This window comes from Kocuria palustris, from assembly GCF_016907795.1.
Lineage (GTDB): Bacteria > Actinomycetota > Actinomycetes > Actinomycetales > Micrococcaceae > Kocuria > Kocuria palustris.
On the sequence record NZ_JAFBCR010000001.1, the window covers coordinates 278,099 to 292,549 of the forward strand.

The window sequence follows — 14,451 nt, forward strand, 5'->3', positions numbered from 1 at the left end:
GCGAGCGAGCCTCAGCGCACGTCCAGGGCGGCATCCTCCTCGGCGGCGTCCTGCACCCCGAAGCGCTTGCGGCGCTTGGGCCGGGTCAGATCGCGCAGATGCGCCGGCATGTCGTCGACCATCTCGAGCTGGCGCATGAGGTCCTCCTCGGTGCGTCCGTCGCCGATGCCGATGAAGCGGCCCTCGGCGTCGTAGTACTGGGCCAGCTCGGTCTCGATCCGGGCGGCGTAGTCGCGGTCCCAGGCGTCGTTGCGGACCTTCTGGCGCGCCGAGTAGCCGTAGGCCACGAAGGCCAGCAGCGCGAAGGCCGACCACTGCATCGAGTACGACAGCTGCGGCCCGTAGTCCAGGTCCGGCTCGGCGAATCCGGCCGGCCGCGTCTGCGCGGCAGGGTCCTCCGCCATCATCTGCCCGTAGGCCTGGTCCACGAGATCCACGCCGGAGACCTCCTCCACGTCCGGCAGGTGGATCGAGGCGACCTGGCCCTCGGGAGCGGTGCGCTCGGGCGTGCCCTCCGAGGGCTGCACGCGGGCGGTGACCTCGACCTGGCCGGCGGGAGCCTCCGGGACCTCGGAGGGGCTGCCGTCGCCGGTCTCGGACGTGGGGATCCAGCCGCGGCTGATCAGCACGACGGCACCCTGCTGCGTGCGCAGCGGCACCAGGACCTCGTAGCCGATCTGCCCCTCGGAGGTCCGGTTGCGAGCCAGGACGGTGTCCTCCGTGAGGTACTCCCCGCGCAGCTGCACCGGGTGCCACCGCTGGGAGCCGTCGTAGTCCTCGAAGGCGGACAGGGCCTCCTGGCCGGTGAGGGGATCGGCGTCGTAGTTGTCGATGATCAGCTGGTTGCTGTGATCGATCTGCTCGGCGCGGTCGTACTGCCAGTTGCCCAGGTACAGGCACAGGGCCGCGCCCAGGCAGCAGACGATGAACCAGCCGATCCAGCGCCCGGAGAGCAGGAACGAGTAGGTCTGCAGGAACCGCCTCATGCCTGCACCTCTGACAGCGGTCGGATCTCGAGCAGGAAGCCGCGAGCGTCCAAGAACTCGCCGAGGTGCTGCCGGTGCTCCTGGCAGGCCACCCAGCGCTTGCGCCGCTGAGGGGCGTGGACGCGGGGATTGTTCCACTCGAGCACCCACACGGCGGCCTGACGGCAGCCGCGGCGCGAGCACTGAGGGGCCGCGCCGTCCTGATCCGCCGAAGCGGCCTCCCGGGGCTCCCGGGGGCCGTCGGACAGCGAGCCGAGCAGATCGAAGGACATGGGGGAGAGGACTCCTGGTGGTCTGGTGAAGTGGTTCGCAGGCGGCGCGGGCGGGTCTCAGCCGGATCGGCCGCCCGTTCCATTGTCCTGCATTCCGGCAGCGGAGCGGCCCCGGCCGGATTCGAGCATGCGCTCGGTGTCCTCGCTCCACTCGCCGTCGATCGTCTCCGCATCGGAATCGCTCGCGGGCTCGGCGGTCAGCTGGACGGGGGCCGGCTCCGGATCAGGGGCCATGTACGACGACGAGCGCTCGGTGCGGTCCGCGCCCACATTGGCCAGCAGCACGGCCGACCAGGGAAGCACGATGATGCCCAGCCCGCACACGATGCGCAGAATCCAGTGGTCCACGAGCACGAACGCGATCAGGCAGACCACGCGCAGCAGCATCTGGATGCCGTAGACGACCATGCGCCGGCCCATGTCCGCCGAGTGGGCCTCCGGGGTGGAGGTGATCGAGTAGGAGTCCGCGTCCTTCCCCCGACGCTTCCCGCGTGATCCCGAGGGCGGGGCGGCCTGGGGCTCGACGGCGCGGGAGCGGGCGCGCGCCCGCTCGGCCGAGGCCTGCATGGCGGCGAGGTCGGAGGGGTTGAGGTATCGGGGCGTCATGTCCTCAGCTCCTTCCGCCGCGTTCAGACGGCGCAGCAGGAACCCGGTGCGCCGCGGCCGTCGGATCAGCCGCCCGACGGCATCCCACCATTGTGCACCCGCGCCCTGACAGCCTCGGGCCGGGCGGCTGACTGCTGATCGGCACAAGCCGGAACGGGGAATCTCTGAGATGCTCCACCACGGATCGGCGGACGCCGGCCGGTAATGTGTCGCTGGACTTCTTCCGCTTCGAAAGGCTCGACACCACATGACAGCTCAGACGCAGGACGCGCAGACTCCGCGAGTGGTCCTGGTGACCGGCGGCAACCGAGGCATCGGACGCAGCATCGCGGAGGCCTTCCGTGCCCAGGGCGATCAGGTCGTCGTGACCTACCGCTCGGGCGAGGCTCCGGAGGGCGTCGACGCCGTGCGCTGCGACGTCTCCGACACCGAGTCCGTGGACGCGGCCTTCACCGAGATCGAGAAGACCTGGGGCCCCGTGGACGTCGTGGTGGCCAACGCGGGGATCACGCAGGACACCCTGCTCATGCGCATGAGCGAGGAGGACTTCACCTCCGTGGTGAACACCAACCTCACCGGGGCCTTCCGGGTCTCCAAGCGCGCGACCCGCGGCTTCCTCAAGAAGAAGGCCGGGCGCATCGTGTTCATCTCCTCGATCGTCGGCTACACGGGCGGTCCGGGGCAGGTCAACTACGCGTCCTCCAAGGCCGGGCTCCAGGGCATGGCCCGCTCCATCACCCGCGAGCTCGGCGGCCGTGGCATCACCGCCAACGTCGTGGCCCCGGGCTACATCCGCACCGACATGACTGCGGAGCTTCCCGAAGACGTCTCGGCCGGCTACGCCGAGCGCATCCCGGCCAACCGCTTCGGCGAGCCCGAGGAGGTCGCCGAGGTCGTGCGCTGGCTGGCCACCTCCTCCGGGGCCGCCTACATCAACGGAGCCGTGATCCCGGTCGACGGCGGCTTCGGCATGGGCGTCTGAGGCCTCCGCCTTCCCGGACGCACCCGACACAGCATCTGAGGCCCTCGAGCGGTCGCAGACATCCAGCAGCAGCGAGCACAGGAGAGCACCATGGACTCAGTGGCAGGCAAGACTGTCGTCATCACCGGATCCTCGCGCGGCGTCGGCGCCGACACCGCTAAGATCCTCGCCGGACAGGGCGCGAACGTCGTCGTGAACTACCGGCAGAAGGCCCCGCGCGCCAACAAGGTCGTGCAGCTGATCGAGGAGGCCGGCGGCAAGGCCGTGGCCGTGGGCGCCGACCTCACCGATGATCAGGGCATCAGCCCGCTGCTGCAGGCTGCACAGGACAGCTTCGGGTCCGTCGACGTCGTGATCCTCAACGCCTCGGGCGGCATGGAGTCGGACCTCGGCGAGGACTACGCCATGCGCCTGAACCGCGACGCCCAGGTCCGCGCTCTGGAGACCGCGGCCGAGGCGCTGCCCCAGGGCGGTCGCGTGGTGTTCGTGACCAGCCACCAGGCGCACTTCATCCGCGAGGTCGAGACCATGCCCGAGTACGAGCAGGTGGCGCTGTCCAAGCGCGCCGGCGAGGACGCGCTCACCGAGCGGATCCCCATGCTCTCCGAGAAGGGCATCGACTTCGTCGTGGTCTCCGCGGACATGATCGAGGGCACCGTCACCGCCACGCTGCTCAATCGCGCCCGCCCCGGGGCCCTTGATCAGCGCCGCGAGTCCGCCGGACGTCTCTACACGGTCCAGGAGTTCGCTCAGGAGATCGCCGCCATGGTCACCGCCGACGTCCCCACCGGGCATGTGGAGCTCGTGGGCGGGGCCGAGGACTTCCTGGCCCAGTCGCAGGGCTGATCCAGCACCTTCGACACACGACGACGGCGGCGCCGAGCTCACTGAGCTCGGCGCCGCCGTCGTCGTGCAGGGGGACCTCAGAGGTCGGCGAAGAAGCGCACCGCATCCAGGTTGGGGATGTTGATCTGGGCGTCGGCGACCTCGCGCAGCACGGGCTTGGCGTTGAACGCGATGCCCACCGCGGCGGCCTCCAGCAGCTGGATGTCGTTCGCGCCGTCGCCCACGGCGATGGTCTGATCGGCAGCGACTCCGTCCGATTCGGCCCAGGCGCGCAGCATCGAGGCCTTCACCGAGGCGTCCACGATGGGGCCCAGGATGCGTCCGGTCAGGCGACCGTCCACGACCTCCAGCTCATTGGCCAGGTAGTGGTCGATCTCGTGCTTGGCCACCAGCGGCTCGAGCACCTGGCGGAAGCCGCCGGAGACGACGCCCACGGTCCACTCGGCGCGGTGGAAGGTCTCGACCAGCACGGCAGCGCCCACCGTGGGACGCAGCTCCTGGGCGACCTCGCCGATCACGGAGTCCGGCAGGCCCTCCAGCAGGGCGACGCGCTCGCGCAGCGACGCGGCGAAGTCGAGCTCCCCGCGCATGGTGCGCTCGGTGATATCGGCGACGTGGTCCTGCACTCCTGCCTTGGCGGCCAGCAGGTCGATGACCTCCTGCTGGATGAAGGTGGAGTCCATGTCCATGACGAGCAGCTTGCGGCGCTCGGGATCCAGGATCGAGGCGGGGACGACGCTGACGTCGACGTCGTCCCACAGGGACGAGAGGGGATCAGGCCGCACGATCCGGCGAGCCTCGTCCAGGGTCAGGCCCGTGAACTTCGCGTAGGCGGCGTTGTAGCCGTTGAGGTCTCCATCAGCCGAGCCGCCGCCGGAGGCGCTGGGCGTGACGCGGACGCGGCCGTGGGACTCGATGTCGCCCCCGGCCTCCTCGATGGTCTCCATGATCTGCCCGACGGTCTCCGGATGCGGTGTCCGTGCCAGGGCGATCAGGGCGAGTTGCTCGGTCATGGCGGCGAGTCTAGCGGCAGTGGGCTTCGCTTCCGGCATCGATGACCGATGCGGCTCGCGCCCTCGCACGTGCCCGCGGGATAGAGTGGCCGTCATGAGCGCAGCCCTGTCGATGACCGATGTCGATCTCGTCCGCAGCGGGAAGAACCTGCTGGAGCAGGTGAGCTGGTCCGTGCAGGACAGCGAGCGCTGGGTGGTCCTGGGGCCCAACGGCGCCGGCAAGTCCACCCTGCTCTCCCTGGCCTCCGCCCGCCAGCACCCCACCCGCGGCACCGTCGAGATCCTCGACGAGACCCTGGGCCGGGTGGACGTGTTCGAGCTGCGTCCGCGGATCGGCCTGACCTCTTCGCACCTGGCGGATCAGATCCCCGGCGGGGAGACCGTCGCCGACGTCGTCCTCACGGCCGCCTACGGCGTGGCCGGGCGCTGGCGCGAGCACTACGACGAGGCCGACACCGAGCGCGCCGCACAGCTGCTGTCGGACTGGAACCTTCAGGGACTGGCCGATCGGAAGTTCGGCTCGCTGTCCTCCGGGGAGAAGAAGCGGGTGCTGATCGCCCGCGCCCTGATGACCGACCCCGAGATCCTGCTGCTCGACGAGCCCGCTTCCGGACTGGATGTGGCCGGGCGCGAGGACCTCGTGACGCGGCTCGACGAGCTGGCCGCCTCCGAGCTGGCGCCTGCCGTGGTGATGGTGACCCATCACCTCGAGGAGGTGCCCCCGAACTTCACGCACGCCCTGCTGCTCAGCGAGGGCCGCGTGGTCGCCGCTGGACCGGTGGGCGAGGTCATGACGCAGTCCAACCTCTCGGAGACCTTCGGCATGCCGCTGAAGCTCGTGCGCGTGGGCGATCGCTTCGCCGCGTTCCGCCGCGACTGATCCGGTCCTCTCGATGGAGTGGATGTCCGGGCTGCTCGAGTCGTTCGAGTTCACCTGGTGGCAGGCGGGGCTGATCCTCGTGGCCGGGGTGTGGGCCGGTCTGATCAACACGATCGTGGGCTCCGGCACTCTGGTGACCTTCCCCGTGCTGGTCACCATGGGCGTGCCGCCGGTGACAGCGACCATGTCGAATGCCATGGGGCTGATCGCCGGGAACCTCACCGGTGCGTGGAACTACCGCGCCGAGCTGCGCGGCCTGCGCGGGACCCTGCTGAAGCTGCTGCCGTGCTCCATCATCGGCGGCGCGATAGGCGCCGGGCTGCTCATGGTGCTGCCCGAGGAGGTCTTCTCCTATGTGGCGCCGGCGCTGATCGTCGTCGCTCTGTTCTTCGTGGTCTTCCAGCCCCGACTGCAGGGGATCGTGCGGCAGCGGAAGGAGGCTCAGGCTCAGGAGATCGCTGACGCCGCCCGGGCCCACGGCGAGGAGCCGGCACAGCTGGATCCGAACTCCCTGCCGCAGCCGTCGATCCTCTACGTGCTGGTCTTCATCGCGGGCATCTACGGCGGCTACTTCGTGGCCGCGCAGGGCGTGCTGCTGCTGGGGATCCTGGGCGTGTTCCTGCTGGCGTCCATGCAGTCGGCCAACGCCGTGAAGATCTTCCTGGTGGCCGCGGTGAACATCGTGGCCGCCGTGTCCTACATCCTCTTCTCCTTCGAGCGCATCGACTGGTGGGTCGTGGTGCTGATCGCGATCTCGTCGTCGGTCGGCTCGTGGCTGGGCGCCAAGGTGGGCCGCCGGCTCTCTCCGGTGGCTCTGCGCACGGTGATCGTCATCCTGGGGCTGGCCGCCCTGGCCAACATGGTGAGGCAGGTGCTGTGAGCCAGCAGATCCCCCCGTCTTTCGACGAGCTCGGCGCGCGGTTCCCGCAGCTGACAGTCCTGAGAGATCCGGCCGATCCTCGGGTGGCCGACTACACCTCGCTGACGGATGTTTCGCTGCGGCGCAAGCTCGAGCCCGAGCGCGGGATGTACCTGGCGGAGTCCTCCAAGGTGCTGCGCCGGGCGCTTGCGGCGGGGCATCAGCCGCGGTCGTTCTTCATGTCCCGCAAGTGGGTGCTCGATCTGGCCGATGTGCTCGACGCCCACCCCGAGGTCCCTCTTTATGTGGGGGAGGACGAGGTGCTCGAGGGCGTCACCGGTTTCCACCTGCACCGCGGGGCGCTGGCGGCCATGCAGCGCCCGGAGCCGCTGCCGCTGGCCTCGGTGCTGGCCTCGTCGCAGCGCGTGGCGATCGTGGAGGACGTGGTCGATCACACCAACCTGGGGGCGATCTTCCGCTCGGCGGCAGCCCTGCAGGTCGATGCCGTGCTGGTGACCCCGCGCTGCGCCGATCCGCTCTACCGCCGGGCGATCCGGGTCTCCATGGGCACCGTCTTCCAGGTCCCGTGGGTGCGACTGGAGCACTGGACGGCGGATCTGCAGCAGGTCAAGGACGCAGGCTTCCTCACCGCCGCCATGGCGCTCGAGGACGACTCTCTGGCCCTCGACGAGCTCGGCACCCGCGTGCGGGAATCGGGGGAGAGGCTCGCCCTGCTGCTGGGCACCGAGGGCCACGGACTCACGCCGCCGGCCATCCACCACGCCGATCTCACCGTGCGGATCCCGATGTCCCACGGGGTGGACTCGCTGAACGTGGCCGCGGCGTCTGCGGTGGCCTTCTGGGAGACGCGGCCGGCCTGAGCCGCCTCCGGTCGGCACTGCGGCATCCTGACCGGCCGCGGCCTCCACGGACCAGCGACGCTCAGCTGTTGCGCAGATGCGTTCCCGTGTGCTCGGCGAGCGCGGTGATCAGCTCGTGCTGGAAGCGCTCGTCGTGCACTGCCGGATGGGTCTGCTCCACGCGCCCGTGATGCCAGTACCCGCCGGAGCTCAGCGCCTCGGGGTCCTGGGTCGTCGCCAGCCAGGCCTGGGTGACATGGGCCAGATCGAGGTCCTCAGCGGCGTCGGGGCCGCCCATGCGAGTGGGCACCCAGCCGGGATCGACGGCATTTGCGTGCACGTCCGGGCGCAGCCGCGCCACCGCGGCCATCAGCGCGGTGAGCAGGTAGGGCGCCACCACGTTGACCGGCAGCAGGGCGGGCCCGGCGATGATCCCGGCATTGTGGATCACCGCATCCAGCGAGCCGATCCGCTGGGCCTGCCCGGCGATCCCGCGCATTTGCTCGGGATCGCCGAGATCGCCCACGACGCTCGCGACACCGGCGTCGAGCAGGTCCTCGACCGCCGCCAGCCGCTCCTGGGAGCGGGCGTGGACGACGACGTCGTGGCCGCCCTCCAGCAGTGCCGCAGCCGTGGAGCGGCCCACGCCGGTGGTCGATCCTGTGATCAGGATGCGGGTCATGACTGCTCCTGGGCGACCGGGCTCGACTCCCTTGAGCGCGAAGCCGATCGGCAGCGGGCTGGAGTGCTCGCCGCTGGCCTCGAACAGGGAGGCCGTGTCGGTCTCGCCGTCGGCCAGCGGCATCATCACGATGCTGACCTCATCGCACAGCCCGTCGCGGGCCATGGACCAGTTCAGGGTCCCGCCGCCGCCCAGGATCAGCTCGTCCACGCCGAAGACCTCTCCGATCCGGCGCACCGCGATCTCCATGTCCAGCGTCTCCTCGCCGGCGATGAGATAGGAGGCCCCGACGGAGCGCAGGTGCGCCTTGAAGGCGTCGCTGGCGCTGTTCGGGATCAGCTCCACGATGTGGGCCTCGACGTCGAAGTAGCTGAACGAGCCGCGGTGCCCCGTGTAGAACCGGTCCTTGCGCCAGATCGATGGAAGGTCCTGGGAGGACCCCCTTCATCCCGCGCTGAGCCTCATCCGGTCGAGTCCGCGACGCTGCGCCCCAGGCGGTCGGACAGACGCCTCATGGCCTGGTGAACCTCCTCATCGCCCAGCACGGTGAAGTCCTGCCGCAGCGTGCTCAGCCACCTCGCCGCGTCGTCGGGATCCTCGGCGCCGGTGCGGAACTCGGTCTCGGACTCCCCGACGGGCTGCAGGTGCCCTGCCAGGCGGGGCATGGTCGCCACGACCTCGCCGAGCGGTGCGTGGATCAGCACGACGACCTGATGCCGCCAGGCGGTGGGCGGCGTGGGCTCGTCGAGACGCGCCAGCACTTCATTCAGGCCGGGACGCGGCGTGCAGTGCCGCAGGAGGATCTCCGGCTCGCTCAGCCGGTCGAAGCTGAAGGTGCGCCAGTCCTCCCGTGCGGGGTCGTAGGCCACCAGCATCCATCTCCCTCGCACCGGCACCAGCCAGTGCGGCTCCACGCGCCTGTCCGTGCGCTGGCCGTGACGATCCGTGTAGGCGAAGCCGAGCATGAGCCGCTGCTGGATGGCATCCATGCAGTGCAGCAGTGACTTCGGGTCGATGGCAGCGGCATCGGCGGTGCGGTGGGGGATCCCTGCCTCGGAGGCTTCGCTGAGCCCCCGCAGTCGGCGCCTCACCCGAGGAGGCACGATCTCCTGGAGAAGGTGCAGCGCCTGCAGAGCCGCGTCCGCATGTGCTCCTCCGGCTGCGGCGGCGTCGGTCAGGGCGAGCGCGACGGCCACGGCCTGGTCCAGGTCGAGCGCCAGCGGAGGCAGCAGGCCGCCTTGACCCAGGTGGTATCCGCCGTAGAGGCCGCCGCCGGAGTTCACGGTGTAGCCCAGCTCGCGCAGCCGGGCGATGTCGCGGCGCACCGTCCGGGGAGTCACCCCGAGCTCGGCGGCGAGCTCGTCCACCTGCCAGGAGCGGCGCACCTGCAGAAGCCTGAGCAGGGAGAGGGCTCGGGAGGTGGGATCGGTCACCTGCTCATCATCGCTCATCCCGAGGACAGGATCTGTCCTCGGTGTAAGCAACAGTGTGCTCAACGCCCGGATCCACCGGGCCATGAGCTCTCCTGGAGGACACCACCATGGGATTCCTGACCCCGAGCGCCGTCGGCGAGCACGACGTCCTGCGCACCTACGCGCTGCAGCAGCTCGCCCAGATGCGCACCACCGTCCATGACCTGAGCGATGAGCAGGCCCATGCCGCACCCAACGCCTCGGTCCTGAACCTCACCGGCCTGCTGCTGCACACCTCGGCCGTGGGGGTGTACTGGTCCGCGCTCGCGGCTGCGGCGCCCGGGGCGCCCGTCCTTCCGGAGGATCTGTCGGAGGACCCGTCCTTGGACTCACTCATCGCAGACGCCCGGCCCCTGAGCGAGGTCCTGGAGCAGTTCGACCGTCACGTGGCCCTCACCGCGCAGAACCTCGACGAGGCCGCCGAGCTGGATGCGCTCGTGCCCGTCCCGACCTCGCCCTGGATCCCCGAGGACGTCACGCACTGGGAGGTGCGGTGGTGCCTGGCTCACATCGCGGCCGAGGTCGCCCGTCATGCGGGGCACGCGGACCTTCTCCGGGAGACGCTGGACGGGAGGGGCTCCTTCGAGCTCAATGATGCGGCCGACGGGGAGGCCTGAGGCGCGAGCACCCCATCCTCGCCCTGGGAACTGATGTTCCCATGAGCGTCATATTCGTCTTGTGCTGTCGTACACCTCTTCTAGTTTCGAAGCATCGATCGGACGGCGATCGGGACAGGCGGGACGCGGGAGAGCGGAGGACATCATGGGGCTGCTGACGCAGGGCGTGGAGGTCGAGTGCGGGAGGTCGGGGGCCCCTGTGCGGGTGCTCTGGGAGGGGCGGGTGCACAGCGTCGCGGAGGAGCCGGTGCGCTGGCATCGGCGTCGCTCGTGGTGGGTGGATGGACATCGCGCCCCGCGGGACACCGAGGTGGTCGATCAGGAGATGTGGCGCGTGCAGGTGCGGCTGAGCCCGCGCGCGGCACTGATCACCCTGGAGCTCGTGCACACCATGGAGACCGGGCGCTGGCGTCTGCTGCGGGCCACCACAGAGACCGGAGGCGGGGTGATCGATCTGCCCCTGCGGCGCCAGGAGGCCCTCGCTCAGCAGGCGGCGGGGCCCTCCGGGGTCGAGGACAGGATCGGCGAGCTGCGGGCCCTCGACTCCGCCTCGTGAGCCCCACGCCCGTGAGACGCCTGCGGTGAGTTGACTCTGATTCGAACATAGTTTCGAATACGGGGGTGACCTTCACCCATCTGCATGTGCGCACGGCCTTCAGCGCGCACTACGGCGTCGCCCGCCCGGAGGCCCTCGTGGCCGCCGCCGCGGCCGACGGAGCCGACGCCCTGGGGTGCACGGATCGCGACGGCCTCTACGGGGCGGTCAAGCATCTGGGCGCCTGCCGGGCTGCGGGCATCGACCCCATCCTGGGCGTCGATCTGCGGGTGGGCGAGCCGGACGGCGAGCGCTTCCACCGCGTGGTGGTGCTCGCCGCCGGAGCCGGGGCCGGAGCAGCGCCGGGGGAGGGCTACGCCGCGCTGTGCCGGCTGATCTCGGACGCGCACCGGGTGGAGGGGGCGGAGCAGACCTGCGGGGCCGCGGCTGGTGAGCGCGGTGACGGTGCAGCCGGTGACGGTGCGGCTGGGGCGAGTGCACGGGGATGCTCCGGCGGAGGCGCCCGGACAGGCGCTGCGCGGCTGCGCTCGCGGCTCGGGTCGGGGCCGAGCGCCTCGTTCCTGCCCGGGATCACCAGGCAGCAGCTGCGTCGGCGGGCGGTCCCGGGGGCCTTGGGGGACCCCGGGACCGGCTCCTCAGGTGGCGGCCTCTCGTCCACGAAGCACAGCGCAGAGCCGGGGGCAGAGGACACGGCCACAGAGGCGAGGGCGGGAGCCCCCGTCCGGCTGGTCGTGCTGCTGGGCCCGGATTCGGATGTGGGCAGGCTGCTGGCGGCCCGTCGCTATCGCAGCGCTCGGCAGGCCCTGGCTCGCTGGAAGCAGCTGCTGCCCCCGCAGGCGCTGGCCCTGGAGGTCGTGCACCACCTGGCGGAGCCCGGCGCCTCGGGGAGCGCGGGCCACGCCGCCCGGACCCTGCGGATGGGCGTCGAGTCCGGAGTGCGCTGCGTGCTCTCCAATGCCGTGCGCTATCTCGATCCGCAGGACGCGGCCACCGCCGACGTCCTGGACGCCGCCCGCACCCTGACCCCGCTGGCCCAGCTGGCAGCGGGGGAGGCTGACAGCGAGTCCCTGCAGCCCAACGGCCAGGCCTGGCTCAAGCCCGCCGCGCAGATGGAGGACCTGGCCCGCGACACAGCCCGCAGCGCGGACCTCGGCGCGGCAGGGGTGAAGGCGCTGCTGGGCGGCACCGCCGAGGTCGCCGACCTCACCCGCCTGGACGCCGTCGCCGACTGCGGCTGGGGCAGACCGGTCGTGCCGGAGGCCTCGGTGCTGGGCCTGAGCTCCCCGGCACCCCGGGAGCTGCGCCAGCGCTGCCAGGCGGCCGTGGCCCGCTGCTACCCGCAGGCCGCCCCCGGCTCACCGACCTGGCAGAGGGTGCAGGAGCGTCTGGAGCACGAGCTGGCGATCATCGAGCACCTGGGCTTCGCGTCCTACTTCCTCACCGTCGCCGAGGTCTCGGACATGATCGGGCAGATGGGGGTGCGTCGGGCCGCCCGCGGCTCGGGCGTCTCCTCGCTGGTCAACCACCTGCTGGGCGTCTCCCAGCCGGATCCGCTCGAGCACGGGCTGATCTTCGAGCGCTTCCTCTCCCGGGACCGCTCGACCCTTCCGGACATCGACATCGACGTCGAATCCGCCCGGCGCCACGAGGTCTACGACCGCATCTTCGAGCGCTTCGGGCCTGAGCGGGTCTCGCTGATGAGCATGCAGAACGCCTACCGCGCTCGCGGAGCCGTCCGCGACGCCGGTCTGGCCCTGGGCATGGAGCCGGGGCAGGTGGACACGATCGCCAAGCAGCTGTGGCGCTTCTCGGCCTCGTCGTTCCGGGAGGCCCTCGAGGAGAAGCCCGAGCTCGCCGAGTTCGCCCAGCAGGTCGCCCAGGACAAGCAGCTGGACCTGCTGGTGGACGTCGCCGAGCGCCTGGACCGGCTGCCGCGGCACATCTCCATGCACCCGTGCGGGGTGATCCTCTCCGATCAGTCCCTGCTGGAGCGCACTCCCGTGCAGGCCTCCGGGCTGGGGCTGCCCATGAGCCAGTTCGACAAGCACGACATGGACCCCATGGGCATGCTCAAGCTCGACGTCCTGGGGGTGCGCATGCAGTCCACGCTGACCTACGCGCTCGACGAGATCCAGCGTCTCGAGCTGATCCGCGCCCGTCGTCGCGATGAGGAGGATGAGGCCGCCGTCGTCCCGCCGCGCATCGATCTGGAGGCGGTGCCGCGGGACGACCCGGCGACCTTCGAGCTGATCCGCTCCACGCACACCCTGGGCTGCTTCCAGATCGAGTCGCCGGGCCAGCGGGAGCTGATCGGCAAGATGGCCCCGGAGAGCTTCGACGACCTGATCGTGGACATCTCCCTGTTCCGCCCCGGGCCCATGCAGTCGAACATGGTGCGGCCGTACCTGGATCAGCGCCACGGCTTCGCCACGGTGCCCTCGATCGACCCGCGCCTGGACCCGATCCTGGCCGAGACCCACGGCGTGACGGTCTTCCACGAGCAGATCCTGCGCATCCTCGACACCGTGACCGGCTGCGGTCTGGCCCGGGCCGACGAGCTGCGTCGCAAGCTCGGCGGCCCCGAGGAGCCGGCCGTGGAGCGCTTCGTGCGCGAGTCCGCCCGCGCGCAGGGGGACTGGAAGCCCGCGGTGCTCGATCAGGTCTGGGAGATCCTCTCGGCCTTCGGCTCGTTCGGCTTCTGCAAGGCCCACGGCGCGGCCTTCGCCGTGCCCACCTACGAATCCGCGTGGCTGAAGGCCCACCACCCGGAGGCCTTCCTGGCCGGGGTGTGGGAGCACGACCCCGGCATGTACCCCAAGCGCCTGCTCGTGGGGGAGGCCCGACGCATGGGCATCCCCGTGCTGCCCGTGGACGTGAACCGCTCCGATGACCACCACCGCGTGGAGGAGCTGGCCCCGGAGGAGGGCCTGGACGCTCAGGGGCGCCGCCGGCTGGGCCTCCGGCTGTCCCTGCGCGAGCTCAGCGGCGTCTCGGAGGCCGAGATCGCTCGCCTGGTCGCCGGGCAGCCCTATGCCTCGCTCGGGGACCTGCGCGCCAGGGCCCGACCGACCAGGCGCTCGCTCGAGCGCCTGGCCTCGGTGGGCGCGCTGGACGGGCTGCTCGAGAGCTCCGGCAGCGCGGCCAACCGCGCGGACCTGGTCCAGGCCATGCGCCACCGAGCCGACGCCCGCCCGTCCGCCGTCCGCCGCGAGGTCTCCGGGCAGCTCGAGCTGCCTCTGGGGGATCCCGAGCTGAAGAGCCTGGTCCCGGGACTGCCGCACCCCAGCACGGAGCAGACCGTGCGCGCCGAGCTCGACCACATGGCCCTGGACGTCTCCGCCCACCTGGTCGACAGCTACGCCCCGCTGCTGCGCCGCCTGGGCGCCACCGCCGCCGGCTCCCTGCTGGAGCTGCGCTCGCAGACCGAGGTGCTCGTGGCCGGGGTGCGGGTCTCCACCATGACCCCGCCCATGCGCGGCGGGAACCGCGTGGTGTTCATCAGCCTGGACGACGGCAGCGGGACGGCCGACTGCGCGTTCTTCGACGAGGCGCAGCGTCTGTCCGGGCCGGTGCTCTTCGGCACGCGACTGCTGCTGGTGCGCGGGACCACCCGACGCACCGGCCCGCGGGGGATCAGCATCACCGCGCTGCAGGCCTGGGCCCTGACCCGACCGGACCTGGAGCAGCAGGTGGCTGCCGCTCGGGAGCGCAGCGAGAAGGGAGGCGGCTCGGAGCCGGGCCGTCCGCGTCGCCGCGTCGGCTGACGACGCTCCGGGTTCTGCACCGCACCAGCGGCCGCCGCAGACGCCGCCCGGAGGCG

General features: G+C 71.1%; 14 protein-coding genes. 8 read left to right on the plus strand and 6 right to left on the minus strand.

Features of this window, described 5'->3' with window-relative positions:
* Positions 1 to 11: 11 nt before the first annotated feature.
* Genes JOE55_RS01205 through JOE55_RS01215 form a run of 3 tightly spaced genes read right to left on the minus strand, consistent with a single transcriptional unit; the run spans position 12 to position 1,864 of the window.
* Positions 12 to 986, minus strand: coding sequence for an SURF1 family cytochrome oxidase biogenesis protein (locus JOE55_RS01205; protein WP_204781757.1), 975 nt, complete (start codon positions 984 to 986; stop codon positions 12 to 14).
* Positions 983 to 1,258, minus strand: coding sequence for a hypothetical protein (locus JOE55_RS01210; RefSeq protein ID WP_006213159.1), 276 nt, complete (start codon positions 1,256 to 1,258; stop codon positions 983 to 985). Before JOE55_RS01210 ends, JOE55_RS01205 begins: the two co-directional genes overlap by 4 nt.
* A gap of 57 nt (positions 1,259 to 1,315) precedes the next feature.
* Entirely contained in the window at positions 1,316 to 1,864 is a 549-nt protein-coding gene (locus JOE55_RS01215; RefSeq protein WP_204781758.1) for a DUF3099 domain-containing protein, read from the minus strand.
* A 247-nt stretch (positions 1,865 to 2,111) separates the two neighbouring features.
* On the opposite strand from JOE55_RS01215, the gene fabG reads away from it, so the two are divergent.
* Together fabG and JOE55_RS01225 are read left to right on the plus strand one after the other, a co-directional pair.
* Positions 2,112 to 2,846: a beta-ketoacyl-ACP reductase gene (fabG, locus tag JOE55_RS01220; protein WP_053447397.1), complete on the plus strand. Its 735-nt coding sequence runs from the start codon at positions 2,112 to 2,114 to the stop codon at positions 2,844 to 2,846.
* Positions 2,847 to 2,936: 90 nt separating this feature from the next.
* Positions 2,937 to 3,692, plus strand: a complete 756-nt coding sequence (locus JOE55_RS01225; RefSeq protein ID WP_204781759.1) for an SDR family oxidoreductase — start codon at positions 2,937 to 2,939, stop codon at positions 3,690 to 3,692.
* A 77-nt stretch (positions 3,693 to 3,769) separates the two neighbouring features.
* Here JOE55_RS01225 and serB read toward each other — a convergent pair whose 3' ends face one another.
* Positions 3,770 to 4,705 carry a phosphoserine phosphatase SerB gene (serB, locus tag JOE55_RS01230; RefSeq protein WP_204781760.1) on the minus strand — a complete coding sequence of 312 codons (936 nt, stop codon included), beginning with the start codon at positions 4,703 to 4,705 and terminating at the stop codon, positions 3,770 to 3,772.
* A gap of 94 nt (positions 4,706 to 4,799) precedes the next feature.
* On the opposite strand from serB, the gene JOE55_RS01235 reads away from it, so the two are divergent.
* The 3 genes from JOE55_RS01235 to JOE55_RS01245 are packed head-to-tail and all read left to right on the plus strand — an operon-like array spanning position 4,800 to position 7,325.
* Positions 4,800 to 5,585 (plus strand): ABC transporter ATP-binding protein, encoded by a 786-nt coding sequence (locus JOE55_RS01235; RefSeq protein ID WP_204781761.1) that lies wholly within the window; start codon positions 4,800 to 4,802, stop codon positions 5,583 to 5,585.
* Between the two features lie 13 nt (positions 5,586 to 5,598).
* Positions 5,599 to 6,465 carry a sulfite exporter TauE/SafE family protein gene (locus tag JOE55_RS01240; protein WP_204781762.1) on the plus strand — a complete coding sequence of 289 codons (867 nt, stop codon included), beginning with the start codon at positions 5,599 to 5,601 and terminating at the stop codon, positions 6,463 to 6,465.
* A gap of 50 nt (positions 6,466 to 6,515) precedes the next feature.
* A complete protein-coding gene (locus JOE55_RS01245) occupies positions 6,516 to 7,325 on the plus strand; it encodes a TrmH family RNA methyltransferase (protein WP_137802448.1) in 810 nt (269 codons plus the stop codon).
* A gap of 61 nt (positions 7,326 to 7,386) precedes the next feature.
* Here the strand turns inward: JOE55_RS01245 and JOE55_RS13395 are convergent, their stop codons facing one another.
* On the minus strand, positions 7,387 to 8,331 hold the full coding sequence (locus JOE55_RS13395; RefSeq protein ID WP_338125387.1) for an SDR family NAD(P)-dependent oxidoreductase: 945 nt from the start codon (positions 8,329 to 8,331) through the stop codon (positions 7,387 to 7,389).
* A 116-nt stretch (positions 8,332 to 8,447) separates the two neighbouring features.
* A complete protein-coding gene (locus JOE55_RS01260) occupies positions 8,448 to 9,419 on the minus strand; it encodes a WYL domain-containing protein (RefSeq protein ID WP_204781763.1) in 972 nt (323 codons plus the stop codon).
* A 107-nt stretch (positions 9,420 to 9,526) separates the two neighbouring features.
* Here JOE55_RS01260 and JOE55_RS01265 point away from each other — a divergent pair, with 107 nt between their 5' ends.
* The 3 genes from JOE55_RS01265 (at position 9,527) to dnaE (ending at position 14,395) form a co-directional block, all read left to right on the plus strand.
* The gene (locus tag JOE55_RS01265) at positions 9,527 to 10,075 is read left to right on the plus strand and encodes a mycothiol transferase (RefSeq protein ID WP_204781764.1); all 549 of its coding nucleotides are present in this window, start codon (positions 9,527 to 9,529) and stop codon (positions 10,073 to 10,075) included.
* Positions 10,076 to 10,220: 145 nt separating this feature from the next.
* Positions 10,221 to 10,631 carry a hypothetical protein gene (locus JOE55_RS01270; protein ID WP_024290424.1) on the plus strand — a complete coding sequence of 137 codons (411 nt, stop codon included), beginning with the start codon at positions 10,221 to 10,223 and terminating at the stop codon, positions 10,629 to 10,631.
* Between the two features lie 65 nt (positions 10,632 to 10,696).
* On the plus strand, positions 10,697 to 14,395 hold the full coding sequence (gene dnaE / locus JOE55_RS01275; protein WP_204781765.1) for a DNA polymerase III subunit alpha: 3,699 nt from the start codon (positions 10,697 to 10,699) through the stop codon (positions 14,393 to 14,395).
* The last annotated feature ends 56 nt before the right edge of the window (positions 14,396 to 14,451 follow it).

What these genes read in the sequence shown, in the direction of transcription:
- JOE55_RS01205 (WP_204781757.1), bottom strand. Translation starts at nt 986, where the DNA reads ATGAGGCGGTTCCTGCAGACCTACTCGTTCCTGCTCTCCGGGCGCTGG.
- JOE55_RS01210 (WP_006213159.1), bottom strand. Translation starts at nt 1,258, where the DNA reads ATGTCCTTCGATCTGCTCGGCTCGCTGTCCGACGGCCCCCGGGAGCCC.
- JOE55_RS01215 (WP_204781758.1), bottom strand. Translation starts at nt 1,864, where the DNA reads ATGACGCCCCGATACCTCAACCCCTCCGACCTCGCCGCCATGCAGGCC.
- fabG (WP_053447397.1), top strand. Translation starts at nt 2,112, where the DNA reads ATGACAGCTCAGACGCAGGACGCGCAGACTCCGCGAGTGGTCCTGGTG.
- JOE55_RS01225 (WP_204781759.1), top strand. Translation starts at nt 2,937, where the DNA reads ATGGACTCAGTGGCAGGCAAGACTGTCGTCATCACCGGATCCTCGCGC.
- serB (WP_204781760.1), bottom strand. Translation starts at nt 4,705, where the DNA reads ATGACCGAGCAACTCGCCCTGATCGCCCTGGCACGGACACCGCATCCG.
- JOE55_RS01235 (WP_204781761.1), top strand. Translation starts at nt 4,800, where the DNA reads ATGAGCGCAGCCCTGTCGATGACCGATGTCGATCTCGTCCGCAGCGGG.
- JOE55_RS01240 (WP_204781762.1), top strand. Translation starts at nt 5,599, where the DNA reads ATGGAGTGGATGTCCGGGCTGCTCGAGTCGTTCGAGTTCACCTGGTGG.
- JOE55_RS01265 (WP_204781764.1), top strand. Translation starts at nt 9,527, where the DNA reads ATGGGATTCCTGACCCCGAGCGCCGTCGGCGAGCACGACGTCCTGCGC.
- JOE55_RS01270 (WP_024290424.1), top strand. Translation starts at nt 10,221, where the DNA reads ATGGGGCTGCTGACGCAGGGCGTGGAGGTCGAGTGCGGGAGGTCGGGG.